Source organism: Janthinobacterium sp. (genome assembly GCF_009923995.1).
In the GTDB taxonomy this organism is placed as follows: domain Bacteria; phylum Pseudomonadota; class Gammaproteobacteria; order Burkholderiales; family Burkholderiaceae_D; genus Janthinobacterium.
The window spans coordinates 13,863-37,592 of sequence record NZ_RFSK01000003.1; the positions used below are offsets into that span (position 1 = coordinate 13,863).

The 23,730-nt window shown below is 66.3% G+C and carries 22 protein-coding genes; 7 read left to right on the plus strand and 15 right to left on the minus strand.

The genetic code is table 11. The annotated features are described in order from the left end of the window. Positions 1-20: 20 nt before the first annotated feature. The 7 genes from EBS11_RS02055 to EBS11_RS02085 form a co-directional block, all read right to left on the minus strand. The gene (locus EBS11_RS02055; protein ID WP_086140762.1) at positions 21-1,256 is read right to left on the minus strand and encodes an argininosuccinate synthase; all 1,236 of its coding nucleotides are present in this window, start codon (positions 1,254-1,256) and stop codon (positions 21-23) included. A gap of 69 nt (positions 1,257-1,325) precedes the next feature. Further along, entirely contained in the window at positions 1,326-2,246 is a 921-nt protein-coding gene (argF, locus tag EBS11_RS02060; protein WP_290600159.1) for an ornithine carbamoyltransferase, read from the minus strand. 279 nt (positions 2,247-2,525) lie between these two features. Further along, on the minus strand, positions 2,526-5,375 hold the full coding sequence (locus tag EBS11_RS02065) for an ATP-binding protein (RefSeq protein ID WP_290600161.1): 2,850 nt from the start codon (positions 5,373-5,375) through the stop codon (positions 2,526-2,528). 163 nt (positions 5,376-5,538) lie between these two features. Continuing rightward, positions 5,539-5,991, minus strand: a complete 453-nt coding sequence (locus EBS11_RS02070; protein WP_290600163.1) for a hypothetical protein — start codon at positions 5,989-5,991, stop codon at positions 5,539-5,541. A gap of 275 nt (positions 5,992-6,266) precedes the next feature. Further along, a complete protein-coding gene (gene rsgA / locus EBS11_RS02075; protein WP_290600165.1) occupies positions 6,267-7,172 on the minus strand; it encodes a ribosome small subunit-dependent GTPase A in 906 nt (301 codons plus the stop codon). Next, the gene (locus tag EBS11_RS02080) at positions 7,169-7,534 is read right to left on the minus strand and encodes a 4a-hydroxytetrahydrobiopterin dehydratase (protein WP_290600167.1); all 366 of its coding nucleotides are present in this window, start codon (positions 7,532-7,534) and stop codon (positions 7,169-7,171) included. The genes rsgA and EBS11_RS02080 overlap by 4 nt, the downstream gene beginning before the upstream one ends. Next, positions 7,531-8,811: a M48 family metallopeptidase gene (locus EBS11_RS02085; protein ID WP_290600168.1), complete on the minus strand. Its 1,281-nt coding sequence runs from the start codon at positions 8,809-8,811 to the stop codon at positions 7,531-7,533. Before EBS11_RS02085 ends, EBS11_RS02080 begins: the two co-directional genes overlap by 4 nt. A gap of 56 nt (positions 8,812-8,867) precedes the next feature. Here EBS11_RS02085 and orn point away from each other — a divergent pair, with 56 nt between their 5' ends. Then, positions 8,868-9,464 carry an oligoribonuclease gene (orn, locus tag EBS11_RS02090; RefSeq protein ID WP_290600170.1) on the plus strand — a complete coding sequence of 199 codons (597 nt, stop codon included), beginning with the start codon at positions 8,868-8,870 and terminating at the stop codon, positions 9,462-9,464. A gap of 138 nt (positions 9,465-9,602) precedes the next feature. Here orn and EBS11_RS02095 read toward each other — a convergent pair whose 3' ends face one another. Continuing rightward, entirely contained in the window at positions 9,603-9,947 is a 345-nt protein-coding gene (locus EBS11_RS02095) for a hypothetical protein (protein ID WP_290600171.1), read from the minus strand. Next, on the minus strand, positions 9,944-10,888 hold the full coding sequence (gcvA, locus tag EBS11_RS02100) for a transcriptional regulator GcvA (protein ID WP_290600172.1): 945 nt from the start codon (positions 10,886-10,888) through the stop codon (positions 9,944-9,946). The genes EBS11_RS02095 and gcvA overlap by 4 nt, the downstream gene beginning before the upstream one ends. A gap of 316 nt (positions 10,889-11,204) precedes the next feature. Here gcvA and EBS11_RS02105 point away from each other — a divergent pair, with 316 nt between their 5' ends. The 5 genes from EBS11_RS02105 to EBS11_RS02125 all read left to right on the plus strand — a co-directional run bounded on the left by EBS11_RS02105 (position 11,205) and on the right by EBS11_RS02125 (position 16,202). Further along, entirely contained in the window at positions 11,205-12,116 is a 912-nt protein-coding gene (locus EBS11_RS02105; RefSeq protein WP_290600173.1) for a DMT family transporter, read from the plus strand. A gap of 231 nt (positions 12,117-12,347) precedes the next feature. Beyond that, positions 12,348-13,433 (plus strand): ChuX/HutX family heme-like substrate-binding protein, encoded by a 1,086-nt coding sequence (locus tag EBS11_RS02110; protein ID WP_290600381.1) that lies wholly within the window; start codon positions 12,348-12,350, stop codon positions 13,431-13,433. Beyond that, entirely contained in the window at positions 13,421-14,347 is a 927-nt protein-coding gene (locus EBS11_RS02115) for a hemin ABC transporter substrate-binding protein (RefSeq protein WP_290600175.1), read from the plus strand. The genes EBS11_RS02110 and EBS11_RS02115 overlap by 13 nt, the downstream gene beginning before the upstream one ends. Continuing rightward, complete coding sequence (locus tag EBS11_RS02120) at positions 14,344-15,402, plus strand: iron ABC transporter permease (RefSeq protein WP_290600182.1); 1,059 nt, start codon at positions 14,344-14,346, stop codon at positions 15,400-15,402. The genes EBS11_RS02115 and EBS11_RS02120 overlap by 4 nt, the downstream gene beginning before the upstream one ends. Positions 15,403-15,413: 11 nt before the next feature. Continuing rightward, complete coding sequence (locus EBS11_RS02125) at positions 15,414-16,202, plus strand: ATP-binding cassette domain-containing protein (protein WP_290600184.1); 789 nt, start codon at positions 15,414-15,416, stop codon at positions 16,200-16,202. Between the two features lie 21 nt (positions 16,203-16,223). Here the strand turns inward: EBS11_RS02125 and EBS11_RS02130 are convergent, their stop codons facing one another. The 6 genes from EBS11_RS02130 to EBS11_RS02155 all read right to left on the minus strand — a co-directional run bounded on the left by EBS11_RS02130 (position 16,224) and on the right by EBS11_RS02155 (position 22,538). Further along, entirely contained in the window at positions 16,224-16,658 is a 435-nt protein-coding gene (locus EBS11_RS02130) for a hypothetical protein (protein ID WP_290600186.1), read from the minus strand. Then, entirely contained in the window at positions 16,655-18,100 is a 1,446-nt protein-coding gene (locus tag EBS11_RS02135; protein WP_290600188.1) for an efflux transporter outer membrane subunit, read from the minus strand. The genes EBS11_RS02130 and EBS11_RS02135 overlap by 4 nt, the downstream gene beginning before the upstream one ends. Continuing rightward, a complete protein-coding gene (locus EBS11_RS02140; protein WP_290600189.1) occupies positions 18,097-19,167 on the minus strand; it encodes an HlyD family secretion protein in 1,071 nt (356 codons plus the stop codon). Before EBS11_RS02140 ends, EBS11_RS02135 begins: the two co-directional genes overlap by 4 nt. Positions 19,168-19,194: 27 nt before the next feature. Continuing rightward, a complete protein-coding gene (locus EBS11_RS02145; protein ID WP_290600190.1) occupies positions 19,195-20,739 on the minus strand; it encodes an MFS transporter in 1,545 nt (514 codons plus the stop codon). A 113-nt stretch (positions 20,740-20,852) separates the two neighbouring features. Continuing rightward, the gene (locus EBS11_RS02150; protein ID WP_290600192.1) at positions 20,853-21,761 is read right to left on the minus strand and encodes a LysR family transcriptional regulator; all 909 of its coding nucleotides are present in this window, start codon (positions 21,759-21,761) and stop codon (positions 20,853-20,855) included. Between the two features lie 78 nt (positions 21,762-21,839). Beyond that, positions 21,840-22,538: a UPF0149 family protein gene (locus EBS11_RS02155; RefSeq protein ID WP_290600194.1), complete on the minus strand. Its 699-nt coding sequence runs from the start codon at positions 22,536-22,538 to the stop codon at positions 21,840-21,842. A gap of 103 nt (positions 22,539-22,641) precedes the next feature. On the opposite strand from EBS11_RS02155, the gene EBS11_RS02160 reads away from it, so the two are divergent. Next, positions 22,642-23,655 (plus strand): serine/threonine protein kinase, encoded by a 1,014-nt coding sequence (locus EBS11_RS02160; RefSeq protein ID WP_290600196.1) that lies wholly within the window; start codon positions 22,642-22,644, stop codon positions 23,653-23,655. Positions 23,656-23,730 lie beyond the last annotated feature (75 nt).

Here is a 23,730-nt window from a genome sequence, read left to right on the forward strand (position 1 = left end):
CGTTGCCGCCCCCGTCCTGCTTACTTCTGGCCGCGCTTTTCGCGGGCGATGGCGGCGATGCGCATGCGCAAGGCGTTCAGCTTGATGAAGCCGCCGGCATCGGCCTGGTTGTAGGCGCCGCCGTCTTCGTCGAAGGTGGCGATGTTCATGTCGAACAGCGAATCCGTCTTCGAATCGCGCGAGACGACGATGACATTGCCCTTGTACAGCTTGATGCGTACCCAGCCGTTCACGGTCTGCTGCGTGTGGTCGATCAGGGTTTGCAGGGCAACGCGCTCCGGCGCCCACCAGTAGCCGTTGTAGATCATCGACGCGTAGCGTGGCATCAGGTCATCTTTCAGGTGGGCCACTTCGCGGTCCAGGGTGATCGATTCGATGGCGCGGTGGGCTTTCAACATGATGGTGCCGCCCGGGGTTTCGTAGCAGCCGCGCGATTTCATGCCGACGTAGCGGTTTTCCACCAGGTCCAGGCGTCCCACGCCATGCTTGCCGCCAACCTTGTTCAGTTCGGCCAGCACGGTGGCGGGCGACATGCGCACGCCGTTGATGGCGACGATATCGCCTTTTTCGTATTCGATGTCCAGGTATTCCGCTTCGTCCGGCGCCTTTTCAGGGCTGACGGTCCAGCGCCACATGGTTTCTTCCGCTTCGGCGCTCGGGTTTTCCAGGTGGCGGCCTTCAAAGCTGATGTGCAGCAAGTTGGCATCCATCGAGTACGGCGCGCCGCCGTTCTTGTGCTTCATGTCGATTTCGATGCCGGCGTCTTCCGCGTACTTCAGCAGTTTTTCGCGCGACAGCAGGTCCCACTCGCGCCACGGGGCGATGATCTTCACGCCCGGTTTCAGCGCGTAGGCGCCCAGTTCGAAGCGCACCTGGTCGTTGCCCTTGCCGGTCGCGCCGTGCGAGATGGCGTCGGCGCCCGTGGCGTTGGCGATTTCGATGAGGCGCTTGGCGATCAGCGGACGGGCGATCGAGGTGCCCAGCAGGTATTCGCCTTCATACACGGTATTGGCGCGGAACATCGGGAAGACGAAGTCGCGCACGAATTCTTCGCGCACGTCCTCGATATGGATGTTTTCCGGCTTGATGCCGAACTTGATGGCCTTGGCGCGTGCCGGTTCCAGTTCTTCGCCCTGGCCCAGGTCGGCCGTGAAGGTGACGATTTCGCACTGGTAGTTATCTTGCAGCCATTTCAGGATGACGGAGGTGTCCAGTCCGCCCGAATAGGCCAGGACTACTTTTTTAATGTCGCTCATATTGCTTCCAGTTGTCGTTGTCTATGTATGTAGTGCGATGCTGCCAGGTTTTCTGCAGTGCCTGGCGAATTAGCTGATTTTACCGAGTAACAGGTATTCGATCAGGGCTTTTTGCACGTGCAGGCGGTTTTCCGCCTCGTCCCACACCACCGATTGCGGGCCGTCGATGACTTCGGCGGCCACTTCCTCGCCGCGGTGGGCAGGCAGGCAGTGCATGAACAGGGCGTCGGGCGCGGCGCGGGCCATCTTCGCGCCGTCGACGATCCAGCCGTCGAAGGCGGCGATGCGGGCCGCGTTTTCCGCTTCGTAGCCCATGCTGGTCCACACGTCCGTGTTGACCAGGTGCGCGCCGGCACAGGCGTCGGAGGGGTTGTCGAAGAAGGTGTAGCGCTCGGTCTTGACCTGCGTCAGGTCGATGTCGTAGCCCTTCGGCGTCGAGACGTTGACGTGGAAGCCGAACACTTCGGCCGCCTGCAGCCACGAGTACAGCATGTTGTTGGCGTCGCCGATCCAGGCGACGACCTTGCCGGCGATCGAGCCGCGGTGTTCGATGTAGGTGAAGATGTCGGCAAAGACCTGGCAAGGGTGGTGTTCATTCGTCAAGCCATTGATCACGGGCACGCGCGAATTGGCGGCGAAGCGCTCGATGATTTCCTGGCCGAAGGTGCGCACCATGATGATGTCGCACATGCGCGACATGACCTGGCCCGCGTCTTCCACCGGCTCGCCGCGGCCCAGCTGGGAATCGCGCGTGTTCAGGTAGATGGCGGCGCCGCCCAGCTGGTGCATGCCGGCTTCGAACGACAATCGCGTGCGGGTCGAGTTCTTTTCAAAGACCATCACCAGGGTGCGGTCGATCAGTGGATGGTAGATTTCGTAGTTCTTGAACTTGCGCTTGATCAGATGGGCGCGTTCGATCACATATTCGTACTCTTCCAACGTGAAATCGGAGAACTGGAGGTAGTGCTTGATCGGTTTTTTTGTCGACATAATGACCACTTGAAGATGCGCAGGCCGCCGGCGGCGTGCCTTTCCCGCCGGGTTGCATCAGCGTACAACATCTCGTGCTGATGACTGCCTCGCCCGGCGCGCTGCTGTGTTGATCGGTGCCCGTGCCGGTTTGTCGCGCGGGCCGATGCGGTTTGCCAAGTTGAGAATAATGCAATGGCAAGGACGTCAGCCGTTCAATTATAAGGGTTTTGCTTTTAGATTGGAAAGACCGTCCGGCCGCGTACTTGTATAGGCAAGCACGCGGACCCTTGCGCCGCTCTAATAGATGCTGGCCGGCGCGGCCCCGTCCAGCTGGGGCGCCACGAGCGGCAGGTCCAGCGTGAAGCGCGTGCCGGCGGGGCTGCTGCTCACCTGGATGGTGCCGCCCAGCAGGGCCGTGACGATGTTGTAGCTGATCGACAGCCCCAGGCCGCTGCCGCCCTGGCCCAGCTTGGTGGTAAAGAAGGGGTCGAAGATGCGCGACAGATATTGTTCCGCGATGCCGCCGCCATTGTCTTCAAACACGATCTGCACGCGGGCCGCTTCCACCGTGGCGGACAGGCGCATGCAGCCCGTGCCGGCGCTGCCGTCGTTGTGCCGCTGGTCGAAGGCATGCAGCAGGGCATTGTTGATCAGGTTGGTGATCACCTGGCCGAAGGGGCCAGGATAGCTGTCCATGGCGATGCCGAAAGCGATGTCCATCTCGATGCGGTGGCCCGAGCTGCGGATGCGGTTCATGACGGTGGCGATGATTTCATTGCTCACTTGCTGCAGATCAAACTGGCGCCGCTGCTCGGTGGTGCGGTCGACGGCCACCTGCTTGAAGCTGTTGACGAGTTCGGCGGCGCTGTGCAGGCCGCGCATCACCAGCGCCGACGCCTTGCCCGCATCCTCGATATAGCTGGCCAGGTCGGAGCGGCGCAGGCCGGGGCCGTTCATCAGGCGTTCCACGTCTTCCGTCTTCTGCTGCATGGTGCTGGCGATCAATAAACTGTTGCCGATCGGCGTATTCAGTTCATGTGCCACGCCGGCCATCAGGGAACCGAGGGCGGCCAGCTTTTCCTGCGATACCAGTTGCGCCTGGGCATCTTGCAGCTGGCGGTAGGCGCTGGCGTTGTCGAGCGCGATGGCGCCATACGCGCACAGGGTGCGGAAGATCAGCCGCTCGCGTTCGCCATACGCGTTGGCATGGCAGGCCTGCACCGTCATCACGCCCAGCACGCGTTCGCCCACCATCAGCGGCACGTACAGCACGCTCTGGTTATGCAGGGTGCCGGGCACGGTGTAGGCATGGCGCTTCAGTGGCACCTGGGCGATGTACACTTCGCGGCGGCCCAGCAGGCAGCGCACGGAATAGGCACGCGGATTGCTCAGTGGAATGGCGTTGTCGGGCAGGGGCCGGCCCGCTTCCATGCCGTGCGCGCGCCGCAGCGCCGTGCCGGGCGCATCGAGCATGTAGACGGCGAACGTGTTGACGGGAAGCAAGGCGTGCACGTGGCGGTCGAGCACCTGGAACACGGCGCTGGCGTCCAGGTGGGTGGTGATTTCCTGGCCGATGGCCGACAGGCGCTCCAGGGTGTCGCTGGTCTGCTGCAGCACTTCGGCGCGGCGCGCCTCGGAGGCGGCCAGTTCGCGGTGATGATAGCCTTCCGAGCGCGCATGTTCCGTCTGGTGGTGCACCTGCATGGCGATGGCGCGGTTGGTGGCTTGCTGCGTGTGGCTCTTTTCCCGCGCCACGCCCGCGTCGAGGGCGATATCGTAGGCGCGCGCGTAGTCGCCCGCGTGCGCATACTCGCGCGCCAGGGCGTCGAGCAGCTCGCCCGGCGGCACATAGCCGTCGATGGAGGCGGCTACCTGCAGGGCCTGGTGCAGGAAATGCAGGGCGGGATTGCGCTCCAGCATGCCCGGCGGCGGCGGCAGCTCGTGGCGCGCATGCAACATCGCCAGCACGCGCAAGGCCGCCACCTGGTGCATGGCGTCGCCCTGCGCCGTGGCCAGCTGGCGCGCCCGTTCCGCCGCCTCGTAGGCTTCCTCCGGGCGGTCCAGGTAGGACAGCGCGTGGGCGCTGCCGCGCTGGGCCATGCTGCGGAAGTCGGCCTGGCCCAGGGCTTCGGCCCGCTGTGCCAGGCGGCTGAAGGCGTCGAGCGCCGTGTCGTAGTCGCCCTTGTCCAGGCTCAGCTCGCCCAGGTGGAACAGCGCGTTCGCATACGTGCGCGCGCCGGAGACGGGGGCCAGGATGTGCAGCGCTTCGCGCAGCAAGTCTTCGGCGGCGCCCAGGCGGCCCAGCTTGCGCATGGTCTCCGCCGTATGCGTCTGGCAGGCGCCGATGCTGCGGGGCCAGCCCGTCGGGCGCGCCAGGTCCAGCGCGCACTGCATCCATTCCAGCGCCGATTCGTGGTCGTTGAGGCTGGCGAAGCAGTCGCCGATATTGATGGCGGCCGTGATGGCACCCCGCATCTGGCCGCTTTCCAGGGCCGCTTCATAGCTTTGCATGTAGTGGCCGGCGGCCGTGCCCAGGTCGCGCGAGGTGTGCGCCAGCAAGCCGCGGAAGTCATGCACCCAGGTGGCCAGCGGCGCGGGCAGCTTGCCGTTGTCGGGCAGGAAGCGGGCGCCCCATCGGGCCTGGGCGGCCGGCGCGTCGCGCAGGACGGCCCAGCGTGCCGTGGCCGCGTCGGCCAGGCTGGCGCGCGCCGTGTCGCCGGCGCCGCGCGCCTGTTCGCTTGCCGCCTGCAGTTCGGCGTCGCAGCGGGCATGGTCGCCGCGGTCGACGGCGATCGAGGACAGCAGCCAGTGCACGTCGGCGCAGCCGGCGCCGTCGCCGTCGCCGTGCGCGCACAGGGTGGCGTATGCCGCCAGGGCCAGGCTTTCGGCCGCGTCCAGCGCGCCTTGCAGCCAGGCCACTTCCGCCTGCACCAGTTGCAGGCGTGCCTGTGCCTGCGCCAGGGCGCCCGGTGCCAGTCCGGCCAGCGGCAGCAGCCGGCCCGCTTCTGTGCCCAGTTCACTTGCCCGCAAGCAATCGCGTTGCCGCAAGTGCCAGGACAGCAACAGCAGCAGGGGCACGCGCTCGGTGCCGCGCAAGGGCAGCAATTCATTTTCCCACTGCGCTATTTCGTGTTCGAGCGCGAACATTTCCATTCGACAAATCTCCCCGCGGCGCCAGCCTGCAAGGGATCAGGCTGTACTCCATCGCATTGTAAGCTGCAAACGGGGGTAATTGTTCAGTGTGCCGGACAGATTTCACATGCCGGCGCAGCGCAGGGCGAGCGGTGGCTCCCTGCGCATGCTGGCCCGCTTAGCGCGACACGAGGCGGACGGATTGCGTGCCGTCGAGGCGCATGGCGCTGCGGCTGTCGGCGGGCATGCGCAGGCCTGGCAGCACCTGGGCGTCGTCGATGACCACATGTTCGCCGGCGTTGCTGAAAGCGAAAGAGGCGCCGCGCCGCGTGACGAATACCCCTGGTCCCTGCGGGAACAGTTCCACTTCCGCCTTGTCGTGGCGTTCCAGCTTGTCGCTCAGGCGGCCAAAGAAGTGCAGATTATCTTCGCGTACGACGAGCATTTGTTCGTTCGACAGCTGATACACCTGTTCGATCTGCTCGGCTTCCTCGGCAGTGACGCGGTAGGGCGAGCTGACGCTGACGCGTACGCTGTCGGTCGGGGTAGGGGCGCTTTGCGCCAGGGCGGCAGTGCTGGCCAGCGACAGCAGGACGGCGGCGGCAATCGGGAAGAGACGTGAGCTTTGCATGACATTCACCTTCAATCAGGGTTGAGGATAAGGGATTAGACCGGGGCGTCACTGCGAGGTTTCCTGCAGGGACAGATGTCAAGGTAGCAAACGCCCGTCGCCGTCGCCAGCGCCGGGCGATGAAGCGCCCGTTTCATGCGCTGGAATGCAGAAAAGCGGTGGTGAACGGTTTTTGGGATTAAACGTGGAAAGCAGGCTCGGCTGCAAAATTAAATTTTGCCAGGCCGTCTGTTGGAGGCGTGATATTCGATGCCGGGGCTGCCCCGGCACCGGGATCAGTACAGCGTCTGTGCCGATTCGTGCAGCAGCTGGCCATACAGGGTATGGCGCATCTTGGCGATCTTGCCTTCGGACAAGGCTTGCAGGATGGCGCACTGCGGCTCGATCAGGTGGCGGCAGTTATAAAACTTGCAACCGCCGAGGTAGGGCTGGAATTCGCGGAAGGCCCGCTCCAGCATGCCTTCGGACAGGTGGTACAGGCCGAATTCCTGGAAGCCGGGCGAATCGATGATGGAGCTGTTCGCGCCCAGTTCGTCGAGCTTGTACAGGCGCGTAAACGTCGTCGTGTGCTTGCCCGTGTCCAGCGCGGCCGAGATTTCGCGCACGGCGATGTCGGCGTCCGGCACCAGCAGGTTGATCAGGGACGATTTGCCCATGCCCGACTGGCCGATCAAAATCGATGACTGACCCGCCAGCAAGGGCGCCAGGGTGGCCACGGCATGTTCCGGTTCGGCGCGCGCCGACACTTCATGCACGGGGTAGCCCAGCGAGGAATACGGCAGCAGGCGTTCGCGGGTCTTTTCCAGCGCGGCCGTCACGTCCGTCTTGTTGAGGATGATGCGCGCCTCGATGCCGGCCGCGTCGGCCGCCACCAGCGAGCGCGAGATCAGGTCGTCGGCAAAGCCCGGTTCCGTCGCGACGACGATGAACAGCTGCGTCAGGTTGGCTGCCAGCAATTTCGATTTGTACTGGTCGGAGCGGTACAGCAGGGTCTTGCGCTCCTCGATGCGGTCGATGACGGCCTGGTCGTTGGAGGTGCGCGTCAGGTGCACGATGTCGCCCACGGCCACATTGGTTTTCTTGCCGCGCGTCACGCATTGCAGCTTGGCACCGTCCACATCGGCCAGGTAGTGGCGGCCGTGGGCGGCGATGATGACGCCTGTCAACTTGCCTTCGCTCATGGGGCCACCTGGCTGCTCTGGAAGATGAGGTCTGCCTTGGCGGCGCAGATGAAGTCGTTTTCGGACAGGCCGCCGGCGCCCTGGTTGACCGAGTGCGTGTCGTAGCGCACGGCGCAGGTTTTGTAAGTAATGATGAGCTCCGGATGATGGTCTTGCGTGTGGGTCATATAGGCCAGGGCGTTCACGAACGCCAGGGTCTGGTAGTAATTCTTGAAGCCGAAATCGCGGCACAGCTTGCCGTTTTGCACGCTCCATTGCGGCAGCAGGGCGTGCAGGGTGGCGATGTCCGTGTCGCCCAGCGCCTGCTGGCGCGGCGCGCAGGACAGTTGGGCCAGGTCTTGCGCGGTCGATGGCGTCGTCATGCGGCAGCTCCTTTCAGGTGGCGGATGCGCACGCTGGCCGGCGGATGGCTGTCGTAGAAGGCCGAGTGCAGCGGGTCGGGCGTCAGGGTCGAGGCATTGTCCTCGTACATTTTCACGAGGGCCGAGACCAGGTCGTCCGCCTGCGTGTGCGTGGCGGCGAAGGCATCGGCCTCGAATTCGTGCTTGCGCGAGCTGAGCGACGTCAACGGTCCCAGCAGGAAGGTGAAGACGGGCAGCACCAGCATGAACAGCAGCAGGGCCAGCGCATCCGTCGGCTGGCCCGTCAGGGCCAGGGCGACGGGGTCCACGCCCAGGCCCGCATAGAACCACGGCTGCGTCTTCAGGAAGCCCAGCAGCGCCAGGAAGCCCAGCGAGACGGCGAACATCATGGCGATGCGCTTGACGATGTGCTTGAGCTTGAAGTGGCCCAGCTCATGCGCCAGCACGGCTTCGATTTCCTGCGGCGCCAGGCGCGACAGCAGGGTGTCGAAGAAGACGATGCGCTTGTTGGCGCCGAAGCCCGAGAAATACGCATTGCCGTGGGCGCTGCGCTTCGAGCCATCCATGACGAACAGGCCTTTCGAGGCGAAACCGACGCGCTGCATCAAGCCTTCGATGCGGCTTTTCAAGGATTCGTCGGCCAGCGGCGTGAATTTGTTGAACAGGGGAGCGATGACGGTAGGAAACAGCACCATCATCAGCAGCTGGAAGCCGCTCCAGACGAACCACGCGTACAGCCACCACAGGCCGCCCGACTTGGCCATCAGGGTCAGCACCACCCAGATGAGGGGCAGGCCGATGGCCGCGCCCAGCAGCACGCCCTTGAGCATGTCCGTGAAGAACAGCTTGCGCGGCATGGTGTTGAAGCCGAAACGTTGTTCCAGCACAAACTGGCGGTAGTAATCGAAGGGCAGGTCGATCAGGCCGGAAATGGCGGCAAAGGCGGCGATCAGGCCGATCTGGTACAGCATGGGCGATCCCGCCCCCGTCAGCTCGTGCAGGTGCAGGGCCAGCCATTGCAGGCCGCCCAGCAGGGTAAAGCCGATCAGCACGGCATAGTTGACCAGCAGGGTCAGTAAGCCGAACTTGGTCTTCGCCACCGTGTAATCGGCCGCCTTCTGGTGCGCGGCGAGGGGGATCTTTTCCGCGAATTCGGCGGGCACGGCGGCCCGGTGCGCGAGCACGTGGCGGATCTGCCGCGACGCCAGCCAGAAGCGCACGGCCAGGGTCAAAACGAGGACGGATACAAACAAAATCGAAAACGCGAGTGAATACATTCTGTGCCTGTGAGAAAATGGCTGATTATTTAGTTTGATTAGGCCAAGAGAGAATTATGTCACAAGCGACCGACTTAACCGCATCCGCCCCCGTCCCCGCAGTTCCGGCACGTCCCAATGAGATGAACCTGGTCTGGGTCGACATGGAAATGACGGGCCTGGAACCCGATACCGACCGCATCATCGAGGTGGCGGTGGTGGTGACGGACATGCATTTGAACCTGCTGGCCGAAGGCCCCGTGTTCGTGATCCACCAGTCGGATGAAACCCTGAACAAGATGGATGCCTGGAACAAGGGCACGCACGGCCGCTCCGGCCTGATCGACAAGGTGAAAGCGTCGACCGTGACGGAAGCGCAGGCGGAAGCGGAGCTGATCGCGTTCCTGAAGAAATACGTTCCGGCAGGCAAGTCGCCCATGTGCGGCAACACCATCGGCCAGGACCGCCGCTTCATGGTGCGCGGCATGCCGAAGCTGGAAGCATTCTTCCACTATCGCAATGTTGACGTATCGACACTGAAAGAGCTGTGCAAGCGCTGGAAGCCGGAAATCGCCACCGGTTTCAAGAAGCACCAGAAGCACACGGCCCTGGCCGACATCCTCGAGTCGATCGAAGAGCTGAAGTATTACCGCGAGCACTTCATCAAGCTGTAAGTTGAAAACGCCTCACAAAACCTGCTGCGCGTCGGTATAGGCGGCCTGCGATGCTCACCGTACTTGAGTACAGTTGCGCTTCTCAGCCACCTCTCCCTTCCGCTCGCTACGGTTTTGTGAGGCGTCGCGAAGGTTCTGTTACATCGTATCAAGGTCAAAATCGAGGGTGTGCCAATCCCCCTCCTCATCCTGCCACGCCAGCGCAAACGGTCCCGTTTGCCGCAAGTCCGTGATCCACACGGTCTCGCCAGGCGAGCGGAAATACGCCATGCATTGCCCGAACGGCTGCCCCAGCCGGCACAGCACCAATCCCTCGCCCGCCACGGCGCACCATTGCGCATTGATATCGATCAAGGCCACGGCCGGGTCGCCATAGAATTCGCCCAGGCTCGCGTGCCGGCCATCGGCGGCCAGAACGCTGGCGTGTTCGTAGTCGTGCGTGACAACGTAATGCGCGCTGCGCGCTAATTCCTTGCTTGTCATGCGCCCTCCACGGTGGGCCAGACGGTTTCCTGGTCGGCGCGCGCCTCGGCGATCAGCCATTCACAGAAGGCATGCACGAGGGGCCGCGTTTCCGCCTGGGGCGAGCGCAACAGATAGTAGCAGTGGGGGCCGCGCACGGCGTGTTCGAAGACGCGCACCAGGCGGCCCGAGCGCAGATCGTCGCCGATCAGGGGGCTGGCGGCAATGGCCACGCCCTGGCCGCTGGCGGCCGCGTCCAGGCACAGATAGGTATGCGAGAAGCGCGCGCCGCTGTTGCCGCTATTGCCGCTGTAATGCACGCCGCAGCTGTGCAGCCAGCGCGTCCAGTCGATTTCGCCGGGCAGGTGCACTTCCGGCTCGTCGTGCAGCAGCGGGTAGCGCAGCAGGTCGGCGGGCTGGCGCAGGCTGGCCGCGTTGGCGCGGAAATCGGGGCTGCAGACGGCGGAAAACCATTCTTCCATCAACAGATCCACTTTCAGTCCCGGATAGCGGCCCGGTCCCAGGCGGATGGCCACGTCCACGCCGTCGCGCGCCAGGTCGACCGGATGCATGGACGCCAGCACGCGCAGCTCGATCTGCGGATAGCGGTCGCGCAGGCGCCCCAGGCGCGGCATCAGCCAGCGCGAGACGAGCGAGCTGGTGGCCGTCACCGTCACCACCTTGTCGTCGCCCTGGCGCCGCGCCTGCTCGGAGACGTCGGCCAGCTGATTGAGGATGGGGCCCAGCGACGCCGCATAGCGCTGGCCCGCATTGGTCAGCACGACGCCGCGCGGCAGGCGCTGGAACAGCACGATGCCCAGCCACGCTTCCAGCTGTTTCACATGGTGGCCGATGGCGCCGGCCGAGACGTGCAATTCCTCGCCCGCGCGCTGGAAGCCTTCATGGCGGGCGGCCGCCTCGAAGGCGTGCAGGGCGGCAAGTGGTGGCAAGGGACGTGACATGGCACTCTTCAAGAGATTGAGCCTCAGTAATATTCGGCCTATCCGTGAAGAATATTGGTTTGTTTCATTTTGCGCAAGCGAATATGATGCCGTCACTGCGTGAAATGACCCGCAATAGGATTCACGCATGTATTTCACGCACGCATCACCTTCCAGCCTTGCTTGGCATTAATATTTACAACGCCTGGGAAAACCGTCGCGAGCGGCAGTGATTTGTGGCTGAGAAGCGCAACCGTACTTCAGTATGGTGAGCATCGCAGGCCGCAAAGCGCGACGCGCAGCAGGTTTGCCCAGGCGTACTCTAAGAGGTTTAGTCATGTCTGATCGCCGCGCCGTTGCGCTGGTGTTGCTGTCGGCCGCCGGTTTCGGCAGTTCCGCAGTGTTTGCCAAGGCGGCCTATGCGTCCGGGGTCAACCCGTCGACCATGCTGGCCTTGCGTTTCGTTATCGCCGCCATGCTGCTGCTGCCCCTCGTGTGGCTGGGCGGCTGGCGCCTGCCGCGCGGCCGTCTGCTGGCCGGCTACATGCTGATGGGCCTGATGTACACGGCCCAGTCGCAAGGCTATTTCAATGCGCTCATGTATGCCAGCAGCGGCCTGTGCGGCATGCTGCTGTACGTGTATCCCGTGCTGGTGACGATATTGGCGCTGGCGCTGGGCTGGGAAAAGCTGGACCGGCGCATGCTGGTGCTGCTGGCGCTGGCCATCGCCGGCATGGCCACCACCCTGGGCGGCAAGCTGCAGGGCCAGCCGATCGGCATCGCCCTGGCCTTGATGGCCGCCGGCGTGTACGCCGTGTATATCCTGTTTGGCAACAGCCTGGCGAAAAGCCCCGAGAATATTCACCCATTGGCCGCTTGCGTGGTGATCCTGGGCACGGCCGGCCTGGCGAATACGGCGATTGCCACGTGGCAAGGCGTGTCCTTGCCGGGGACGGCGACGGGCTGGCTGGCCGTCAGCGCCATCGCCCTGTTTTCCACGGCGATTGCCATTGCCGCCTTCTTTGCCGGCGTGGCGCAGATCGGCGCGGCCAAGGCGTCCATCATTTCCACGTTCGAGCCCGTCATCACGATGGCCTTCGGCGTGACCCTGCTGAAGGAATCCGTCAGCGGCACGCAATTGCTCGGTGGCGCCATGGTGCTGATGGCCGTGATCTTGCTGGCCCAGCGCTCCACGCCGAAGCAGGCGGCGACGCCTGCCGCCATGCCAGGCGCGCAAGCGAGCGCCTGATCCCTGTTTTTCCTGAACTGATCGGCTGCGTCGATCGGTCTCCTTTGCGCCGCGACGGGTTTCCTGTCGCGGCGCTTTTTTTTTCATGTCGCCCCTGGCACGGCACGCGGATACAAATAAGTCTTGATTGCGAATGATTCTCATTTATAATCGATATCAAGATTCCCCACCACCAGCCAGCCGTCTGCATGCCAGCCAGTGTACGCCTTGAAAGGAGACACCGTGTCGAGCATGCCCCCTGTTTGCAATACCGAGCTGATCGCTGGCGAGTTCGCCCGTCTGCGCCGCGAAAAGAAAGCCCGCCACCGCGACATCGCCGAGGAACTGGCCATTTCCGAGGGCGAGCTGATCGCCGCGCACGCGGGCCTGTCGCTGGCCGATGGCGCCTTGCTGGGCGCCGAGCGCCTGCGGGCCGACTGGCCCGCCATCGTCGCCGCGCTGGAACCGCTGGGCGAAGTCATGGCGCTGACGCGCAACGCCTCGTGCGTGCATGAAAAGACGGGCGTCTACCGCAAGGCCAGCCACAACAACCATGTCGGCCTCGTGCTCGGTGGCGACATCGACCTGCGCGTGTTCTACCGCCAGTGGGCGCATGGCTTCGCCGTACGCGAGATGGGCGAACACGAGGTGCAGCGCAGCCTGCAGTTCTTCGATGCGGCCGGCAACGCCGTGCACAAGATTTTCATGAAGCCGCACAGCGACCTGGCCGCCTACGATGCGCTGGTCACGCGCTTTGCCGACGCCGATCAGGCGGCCGGCATCGCCGTGACGGCCCTGGCGCCGCCGCCGGCGGAACTGCCCGACGCGCAGATCGACGTGGCCGGCTTACGCGCAGCCTGGGCCGACCTGCGCGACACGCATGAATTTTTCACCCTGCTGAAAAAATACTCGGTCTCGCGCCTGCAGGGCCTGCGCCTGGCCGAGTCCCGTTTCGTGCAGCCGCTGGACAAATCCTGCGTGCTCGACCTGCTCAACGACGCGGCCCGCGAAAAAGTCGCCATCATGGCTTTCGTCGGCAACCCGGGCATGATCCAGATCCATTCCGGCCCCGTGCACAAGATCGCCGTGATGGGACCGTGGATCAATATCCTCGATGCGCGCTTCAACCTGCATTTGCGCGAAGACCATGTCGCCAGCGCCTGGGTGGTGAAAAAGCCCACCGTCGATGGCCTGGTGACGTCCGTCGAACTGTTCGACGCGAAGGGCGACACCATCGTCATGTTCTTCGGCGAACGCAAGCCGGGTGTGCATGAACTGTGCGAATGGCGCCATATCGTCGAAAAAGCGGCGCAGGAGGGCGAATTATGCGCCGCATGATCGCCGCCAGCGTGGCGCGCCGCATCGCGCTGAAGAAAATGGGGGCGGGCGCCCTGGCCCTGGCCGCGCCGATGCAGGTGCTGGCCGCCGTGTCCGACGCGGGCAAGCCGCTGGTGAAAGCGCGGCGCATCGTCAGCGTCGGCGGGGCGCTGACGGAAATCGTCTATGCGCTCGAGGCGCAGGGCGAGCTGGTGGGCGTCGATACAACGTCGCTGTATCCGGCCGTGGCGCAGCAGCTGCCGCAGGTGGGCTATGCGCGCACCCTGTCGGCCGAGGGCGTGCTGTCGCTGGCGCCCACGCAGCTGATCGCCACCGAGGAAGCGGGGCCGCAGACGGTGCTGCGCCAGGTGCGCGACGCGGGCGTGCCGGTGGCGGTGCTCAATGCGAATAACAGATTCGAAGGCTTGCTCGAACGGGTGAAGCAGGTGGGCCAGATCACGGGCCGGCCCGACCCGGCCGCGCGCCTGGCGCAAAGCCTGCAGCAGCAGTGGAGCGGCGCCCTGGCGAAAGTCCGGCAGCGCCAGCATGCGCCCGTGCGCGTGCTGTTCATCCTCGCCCATGCGCCGAACCAGGTGATGGTGGGCGGGCGCGAGACGGGCGCCGACGCCATGCTGGCCTACGCGGGCGCCGTCAACGTGATGGGCGGGCAGGGCGGCTTTGCCGGCTACAAGCCGCTCACGCCGGAAGCGGTGATCGCCGCGCGGCCCGACGTCGTCCTCGTCACGGACCAGGGCTTGAAGGCGTCGGGCGGCGTGGACGGCATCCTGAAACTGCCTGGCCTGGCGCAGACGCCGGCCGGCCGGCAGCACCGCATCGTGTCGCAGGAAGCCATGCTGCTGCTGGGCTTTGGCCCGCGCATGCCGCAGGCGCTGGCGGAACTCGACGCCGCCTTTGCGAAAGCCATGGCCGCATGAACGTGGCGGCGCTGCTCCCTGCGCGCGCCCGCTCCTGGCACGTTCAGCGCTGGGGCACCGCCGGCCTGCTGGCCATGGCGCTGGCTTGCGGCCTGCTCCTCGCCGTGCAGGCGGGCGCCGTGCCGGTGACCCTGGCCGACTGGCTGGCGCCGTTGCGGGCGGGCGACGAGGCGCTGTCCGGCGGCGCCTACGTGCTGTGGCATATCCGCCTGCCGCGCGCCCTGTTCGCCGTGCTGATCGGCGCCGCGCTGGCGCTGGCCGGCGGCCTGACGCAGGGCCTGTTCCGCAATCCCCTGGCCGACCCCGGCCTGCTGGGCATCAGCAGCGGCGCCGCCTGCGCGGGCGCGGCCACCATCGTCTTCGCGGCCAGCCTGCGCGTGGCGCCCGAGCTGCGCGTGTGGCTGCTGCCTGCCGCCGCCTTTGCCGGCGCCATGCTCATCTGCGTGCTGCTCGACAGGGTAGCGCGCTGGGCCACGCCCGGTTCCATCGTCGGCCTGCTGCTGACGGGCATGGCGCTGAACGCCATCACGGTGGCCGTCATGGGCCTGTGCATCTACCTGGCCAGCGACGACCAGTTGCGTACCCTGACGTTCTGGACCCTCGGCTCGCTGTCGGCCGGCAGCTGGCGCCAGGTGGCGGCCCTGCTGCTGGTGCTGGCGGGCGCCCTGTGGGCCACGCGTTTCCTCATGCGCTCATTGAATGTGCTGGCGCTGGGCGAGGCGCAAGCCTTGCACGTGGGCGTCGACGTGGGCCGCCTGCGCACGCAGGTCATCGTGCTGGTGGCCGCGCTGACGGGCTTTGCCGTCGCCTGGTGCGGCGGCATCGGTTTCATCGGCCTGATCGCGCCGCACCTGGTACGTACCTGGCTGGGCGCCGACCAGCGCAAGGTACTGCCTCTGGGGATGCTGATGGGGGGCTTGCTGCTGCTGTTGGCCGATACCCTGGCGCGCACGGTGGCCATTCCCGCGGAAGTCCCCGTCGGCATCTTCACCGCCCTGCTGGGCGGGCCATTCTTCCTCATGCTGCTGCGGCGCTTCCGCCACGGCACGGCTTAGCGGGAGCCACCATGACGCCTTTACTTGAACTGCGCTTCGCCACCACCCGCCTGGGCCAGCAGTATTTCGGCCCCTTCAGCGTGCGGGTAGCGCCGGGCGAGCGCATCGCCATCCTCGGCCCCAGCGGCGCGGGCAAGTCGACCCTGCTCAAACTGATGGCGCGCGAACTGCGCCCGCAGGCGGGCGAGGTGGTGTTTGCGGGCCGTTCGCTGGCGCAGTGGCCGCTGGCGGACCTGGCCCTGCGCCGCGCCGTCCTGCCGCAGGGCTCGAACGTGGCCTTCGGCCTGCAGTCAGACCTGGTGATCGGCCTGGGAAGGGTGGCGCGCCTGGCCGACCCGCAGCTGGAGCGCATCGTGCAGGAAGCGGCCGCCCTGGCGCACGCCACGCATCTGCTGGGGCGGCGCCTGGACACCATGTCCGGCGGCGAACAGGCCAGGGTGCAGCTGGCGCGCATCTTCGCGCAGATGTGGGATGTGGAAGATGGCCTGATACTCGTCGATGAACCGCTGGCGGCGCTCGATCCCGGCCTGCAGCTCGACCTGCTTGACAGCCTGGAAGCGTTTTGCGCCGCGCGCGGCCATGCCGTCATCGCCATCCTGCACGACATCAACCACGCCTTGCTGGGCTTCGAGCGCCTGCTGCTGGTGCGTTCGGGGCAGCTGGTCGCCGATATCGCCAGCGATGCCGGCGCCGTGCCCGCCCTGGCGGACCTCTATGGCATCGCCCTGACGACGGCGACCAGCAGCGATGGCCACGTGTGCGTCATCCCTGCCAGAAGCGCCGTGCGCAGGGCCGCCTGACGGGCTGACTCACGCAAGTCATCACCACACGTCCGGCGCGCGCGGCCGCGCCATCCGGCCGCTGCCCAGCAGCCACACCATCAGGGCATCGGCCTGTTCGCGCGTGGCCGCCACCTCCTGCAGGATGCCGAAGGCCTTCATGGCGCCGGCCGCCATCGCCTGCAGGCGCGCGCGTTCCTGTGCGTCCGCCTCGATGGAGACCAGGCCGCGGCAGATGGCGGCCAGCGCCACCTTGTTGTGCTTGAGCCACAGGCCGCGGCGCTTGCGGTCGATGTGCGCCTCGTCGCTGCGCTCTTCTTCGAACAGCAGGACGAACGGCTCGCCGTGGCGTAGCAGGGCATCCATGTCGTTCTCCCACAGCGGGGCATAGCCGGCGACGGCCGTCTCGGGGCGAAAGCGCACGATGGGAAAGTCGCTGACGTCGTGGATGGAAAAATGGGCGGGATGCGGTTTCATGGCGTGCTTCCTTGCGGTGGGGTTGAAAATGCCTGCCAGCCGCCGCCCAGCGCCTTGTAGACGTGGACCAGCGACAGCGACGCGGTGGCGCGGCTGTCGACCAGCGCCGCCTCGTTGTTCAACAAGGTGTTTTGCACGTGCAGCACGTTGAGCAGGTCCGTGCCGCCCTGGCGGTACCGCAGCTCCACGCTGTCCAGTGCCCGCCGTCCCTGCCTGACGGCTTCGGCGAGGCTGGCCTGGCGCCGTTCGTTGGCCTGGTAGGCGGACAGCGCATCTTCCACCTCGTGCCAGGCGGCCAGCACGGTCTGGCGGTAGGCGATGGCCGCTTCCTGCTGCTGCGCCGTGCGCAGGTGCAGGTTGCCGCGCAGGCGGCCGCCATCGAACAGGGGCACGCTGAAGCCGGGGCCGAACGCGTAGCGTTTGGCATCCCAGCCGATGTCGGACAGCTGCATGGCTTGCAGGCCGACGCTGCCCGACAGCGTGATGCGGGGGTAAAAGTCGCCGTGCGCCACGCCGACATTCGCCGTGGCCGCGTGCAGCTGCGCTTCGGCGCGGCGGATGTCGGGACGCCGTTCGGCCAGGCTGCTCGGCACGCCCAGCTGCACCTGCGCCGGCATGGCCATGGCGGGAACGTCCCGCGTCGCCGCCAGTTCCGCCTGCAAGGCTTGCGGCGGCAGGGCCAGCAAGAGGGCGAGGGCATTGCCCAGGCGCGCTTCGCGCTGCTGCAGCGGCGGCAGGCGCGCCTCGATGGTGGCCACGTGGGCTGTCGCCTCGGCCTCGTCGAGCTGCGCCGCCGCGCCTTCCTGCAGGCGGATGCGGGTCAGCGACAAGGTGTGGCGGGCGATGGCGAGCAGCTGCTGCGTGATGGCCAGCGTCTGCTGCGCGCCGCGCAGTTCGATGTAGTCGCGCGCCGTTTCGGCCAGCACGGCCAGCAGCACGCCGCGCTGCGTCTCCAGCGCCACGTCGACGCGCGCGTCCGCCGCCTCCACTTCGCGCCGCACGCGGCCCCACAGATCCAGCTCCCAGGCCGCATCGAGGTTGGCTTGCCACAGGCTGTAGGCGGATTGGCCGTTCAGGCGCGACGGGTCGCTCAAGCCTTGCGCGCTGTTGCGCGCGCGGCCATAGCTGCCATTCGCGCCCAGCGACGGGCCTTGCGCGGCGCCGGCCACGCCGCGCGCGGCACGGCTTTGTTCGAGACGGCTGCCGGCCGCCAGCACGTCGAGGTTGGCGCCGGCGGCGCGCTGCAGCAGGGAAGACAGGGTGGCATCGCCAAAGCTGTCCCACCAGCGCTGCTCGATGGCGCCATCCTCACTTGCGGCGAAACGGGCATGCGCCGCCTGGCGCCATTGCTGTCCGAGGTCGTTGCGGGGGCGCTGGAAATCGCTGCCGACGCTGCCGCAGCCGGCCAGGCCCAGGGCCGTGAAGAGTATCCATGCTTTCATCGTGCGCTCACCTGTACCGGGGTTTGGCGGCGCATGGCCGTATCGATGCGCACTTCGGCCGACATGCCCACACGCAGGCGGTGTTCGCCATCCTGGCCGGGATCGAGCGCGATCCTGACGGGGATGCGCTGTACCACCTTGGTGAAGTTGCCCGTGGCGTTTTCCGGCGCGACGGCGGCAAACGTCACGCCCGTGGCGGGGGCGATGCTGTGCACGGTGCCGCGCAGGGGCGCGCCCGGATAGGCGTCGATGGCGATGCTGGCGCGCTGGCCCTGGCGCACGTGCGTGAGCTGGGTTTCCTGCAGGTTGGCGACGACGAAGCTGCGGTTCAGGGGCACCACGGCCATCAGGCTGGCGCCGGGCGCCACCAGGGCGCCGACGCGCACGGCGCGGCGTCCCACGATGCCGTCGATGGGGGCGCGCAGCTGCGTATGCGATAAATCAAGCTCTGCCCGTTGCAGGCTGGCCTGGGCGCGCAGCAGGGCCGCGTCGGCCGCGCCTTGCTGCGCCAGCAGGATCTCCGTCTGCTTGCGCGTGGCGACGAGGGCGGCGCGGTTCTGGGCCAGGCGCGCGCGGCTCACGTCAGCGCGCGATCGCGCCTGCTGCGCATTCTGCACGCTGCCCGCGCCCTGGCCGGCCAGGTGCGTCGAACGGGCCAGCTCCTGCTGCGCCAGCGTGTCTTCCGCCTGGTTGGCCTCGACCAGGGTGCTGGCCTGGTCGATGACGGCTTGCTGGCGCTGCACGGTGGCGCGGGCATTAGCCAGCTGCGCTTCGGCGCCGGCGACTTCGGCGCGGGCGGCGGCGGCGGCTGCCTGGTAATCGCGGTCGTCGATGCGCGCCAGCAGCTGGCCCGCAGTGACAGCCTGGTTGTCGTCCACCAGCACTTCGCGCACGATGCCGCCCACCTTGGGCGAGAGCACGGTGTAGTCGGCGCTGACGAATGCATCGTCGGTGGCCTGTTCGTCGCCGCGGGCAAACAGCAGCTGCCAGGCGCAAAAGGCGAGGGCGCAGGTCAGCAGGGCCAGGCCGAGAAGAAAGGCGCGCGAGCGCAGCAGGGGTTTTTGCATGGTGAAGCTCTTTCGTAAGGATAAAAGTCAGGCGGCGCGCGGCGGAAAGACGCGCGTCGGCAGGATGGGGATGAGCAGGATCATGGCCAGCGCGATGGCGGCCACGGTCAGGTACAGGTCGGACGAGGTCAGGGTGACGACCTGCGCATGCATGCGCGCACTCAGGCCCGACACGTCCACGGCGCCAGGCAGGTTGCCCAGGCGCTCGCTGAGCACCGTCGAATGAAAATGGTTGCGGCGCGTGACCAGTGCATCGAGCACGGCGCCGGCGACGACGGCCGACATGCCCTTGATGGTGTTGAACCAGGCGGACGCGAACGGGCCATCCTGCGGCGCCAGGCCCGTGGTGGCCAGCAGCAGCAAGGGAATCACGGCCATGGGCTGGGCGAAGATCTGCACGGCTTGCAGCAGGTAGAAATGCGTGCGGATCCAGTCCGGCGACATGCGCGCGCCCAGCACGCAGGACAGGGCCAGCAGGGCCAGGCCGATGGCCAGCACCCAGCGGCAGTCGACGGCGCGGATATTGCACAGGGCGGCCACCAGTGGCAGGGCGACCAGCTGCGGCAGCGCCACCATCAGCATCACGGGCGCCGTCTGCAGCGGGCGGTAGCCATGCACCTGCGCCAGGTAGGACGAGGGGATCAGGATCACGGCCAGCAACACGAACAGCACCCCGCCCAGGGTCAGCAGGGCGTGGCTGAGGTTACGCCGCGACAGCAGCTGCAGCTTGAAGAAAGGCAGCGGGTGCGACCATTCGTTGATGAAGAACAAGACGAGCAGCAGGAAGCCGCCGCCCAGCAGCGCGCAGATCAGCGGCGAAGCGAACCACGCCAGGCGCTCGCCCTGCAGCAGGCCCACCACCAGCATGCTGATGGCGGGCAGGCCCAGCAGCATGCCGCGCCAGTCGAACTGGCGCAGGCGTTCCAGGCGCAGCGGGTCTTGCGGCAAGCCCCAGGACACCATCAGCAGGGCGACGATGCTGCCCGGGACGACTTGCCAGAAGGCCCAGCGCCAGCCCAGGTATTCCGTCCAGAAGGCGGCCAGCGGCGTGCCCAGGCTGGGGCCGAAGGTGGCGCTCAGCGCATAGCCGCCCAGGCCATACAGCTTGATGTTCGGCGGCAGGAAGCGCAGCGCCACCGTCATCAGCATGGGCGGCAGGGCGCCGCCGGCCGCGCCCTGCACCACGCGCAGGGCGATCAGCACGGGCAGGTTCGGCGCGAAGGGGCACAGCAGCCCGGCGGCCATGCAGGTGATGATGGCGGCCGCCGTCAGGCGCCGCAGCGAAAACGTCACGGAGCACCAGGGCGCAAACGCCATGGCCGACACCGAGGCGGCCGCGTACAGGGCGACGAGCCAGCTGGCGTCGTCGCGCGCGATGCCCATGGCGCCGCGGATGTCGGCCAGGGCGATCTTGGTGATGTTTTCATTCAGGCCGGCCACCAGCACGGCCAGCAGCACGCCGGCCAGGCCGGTGGCCAGGCGCGGGCCGAAGGCGGCCGGTGCCGGTGGCGCGGCGGCAGGAGGGGAAGGCGCGGCCGCGGGGGCGGCGCCGGGTAAGGGTACAGCGGACACAGGGAACTCCGTGGATGGGGATCAGTCCACGCAGTATAGGTAGCCGTTAATCTTGTGAAAATTGATAATTAAGGAATGCTCAATTGCGTCTGGCGCAATGATTGCCTGCGCTGTCAGCCGGCGCTGCACACGTCCTTGAGCATCCGGCGCAGCCACTTGTGCGCGTGGTCGTTGTCCAGGCGCGGGTGCCAGGCCTGCACGATCTCCACGCTGTCGACGGGCAGCGGCAGCTCGAACGACGTGAGTTTCAATCCCAGTCGCTCGACGATGGGCAGCATGTGGCGCGGCATCAGCGGCAGGATCAGGTTGGAATCGGCGACGGCGAAGAGGGCGGAGTGAAAATTGGCCGTGATCAGCGAGACGCGGCGCGCGTGGCCCCGCTCGGCCAGCCGCGTATCGAACGGCCCGCGCGCCAGGCCCCGGCGCGAGACGCTGACATGGTCGTAGGCCGCGAAGCGGGCCAGGTCGACGGGGGCGTCAAAGATAGGATGGCCTGTGCGCGCGATGCCGACGAAGGAGGTGGTAAACAGGCTTTGCAGCTTGATGTCGGGCGCGAAGCTGCGCCGGGAGCTGATATACAGGTCGATGCGGCCCGCCTGCAGGGCGTCGCCGTCCGACTCGCCATCGCCTTCGGGCACGAAGCGCAGCACCGTATTTGGCGCATGGCTGGCCAGCAGGTCGCGCAGCTTGCCGCCGTAGGCGCCGACAAACACGTCGTTGGCGCGCAGGCTGAAGGTGCGTTCCAGGGTGCGCAGGTCGATTTCGCGGCCCGACGTGAAGACGGCGTGCGCCTGCTCCACCACGCCGCGCACCTGCTCGCGCAGTTCCAGCGCGCGGGGCGTGGGCGCCAGGCCCCGTCCCGAGCGCACGAAGACGGGGTCGCCGATGGCGTCGCGGATGCGCGCCAGGGTGCGGCTCATGGCCGGTGCGCTCAAGTTCATGCGCCGCGCGGCCGCCACGGCGCTGCCTTCCTCGAGCAGGATGTCGAGGGCGACGAGCAGGTTCAGGTCGGGGAGTTTCATGCGGCGATTATAGCCCGGGGGCCAGCGCCAGCGCTGCGCCGGCAGGACGCCGGCGCAGGGAGAGATGCTGCTGCGCGATTACTCGGCTGCCGGCTCGGCGCCGCAGCATTTCTTGTACTTCTTGCCGCTGCCGCAAGGGCAGTCGTCGTTGCGGCCCACTTTCGGCTCGTCGCGCTTCAGGGTTTGCACGGGAGCCTTGCGGCGCGGTACCCAGAAACGGTGGATGGCCGGCAGGTTCGCTTCCAGTTCCTGCGCCAGCTTGTGCGCCTTGACCGGGTCTTCCACCAGTTTCAGCTCTTCTTCCTTGATTTCGTCGGCGCCCAGCAGGTAGATCGGCTGCATCAGCTCGGCCACTTCGGAATCCCAGATTTCGTTCCACGAGCCGGGACGCAGCTCCATGCCGTCCCAGAAGCCCCAGCACCAGGCTTCGGCGTCGATCAGGGTCTGGCCTTCGTAGTCGTGTTCGACGAACAGGGCTTCGAATTCCTTCGGCGCCACTTCAAACGTCACCAGCACTTCGTTCATGAAGCGCATGATCAGGTTGACGATGCGCTCTTCTTCCTTGCTGTTCTTGAATTTCGGCGCGTCTTCGGCATCTTCGCCCCACACGCGCGGCAACCACTCGGCCGGCATGATCGGTTCAGGGCCGATGGCCACGGCCGTCAGATAGCCGTGCAGCATATCCATGGTCATGGCGTCTTCGGAGCACCGGTCCGACAACAGGAATTGGTCTAATTCGTCAAATTCTTTTTCTGATAATGGCTGTTCGAGTTGCATGGCTTGCTCTTTGATGGAATATAAGCCGCCAGTATACGCCTTGCTGCGGCTTGCCGCCGAAGTGTTTGCACCGGCGGACCCCGCGCGCCTTACAATGTCGCTCATGCACAATGAAAACCAGCCGCACGAGGACGACCGGCCCGTCCATCCCTTTTCCGCCCTGAGCCCCGATTGCGTGCTCGATGCCCTCGACAGCGTGGGCTTGCGCGGCGATGGCCGCCTGCTGGCCCTGAACAGCTATGAAAACCGTGTCTACCAGGTGGGCATCGAGGACAGCGCGCCCCTGGTGGCGAAGTTTTACCGCCCTGGGCGCTGGAGCGATACGGCCATCCTGGAAGAACACGCCTTCGTGTCGGAACTGGTCGAACGCGAAATCCAGGTGGTGCCGGCGCTGGAAATCAAGGGCAGCACCCTGCACCGGTTCCAGGGCTACCGCTTTGCCGTCTTCCCCCGCCACGGCGGCCGCGCGCCGGAACTGGACGATCCGCACACGCTGGAGTGGATAGGGCGCTTCATCGGCCGCATCCACGCCGTCGGCGCACTCTCCGCCTACAGGGAGCGCCCGGCGCTGGACCCGGCCACCTTCGGCGTGGAGCCGCGCGATTTCCTGCTGGCGAACGATTTCATTCCGCCCGAGCTGCTGGCCGCGTATGCCAGCGTGGCGCAGCAGGCGCTCGATGGCGTCAAGCGCTGCTATGACCGCGCCGGTGACGTGGCCGTGCTGCGCCTGCACGGCGACTGCCATGGCGGCAACGTGCTGTGGACGGACGCCGGCCCCCATTTCGTCGACTTCGATGACAGCCGCATGGGACCGGCCATCCAGGACCTGTGGATGATGCTGTCGGGCGAGCGGGGCGACATGGTGCGCCAGATGAGCGACATCCTGGCCGGCTACGAAGACTTCTGCGACTTCGACCCGCGCCAGCTGTACCTGGTCGAAGCGCTGCGCACCCTGCGCCTGATCCATTATTCGGCCTGGCTGGCGCGCCGCTGGGACGACCCCGCCTTCCCCGTCGCCTTCCCGTGGTTTAACACGCAGCGCTACTGGCAGGACCGCATCCTCGAATTGCGCGAGCAGGTGGCGCTGATGGATGAAGCGCCCCTCTGGCCTATTTAAGCGCGATAAAACGCCCATGGCGGCGTGGCATTGCCTAGGCGTCCTATTCCTGCTGCCTGCGGCAATTCGCCTTGC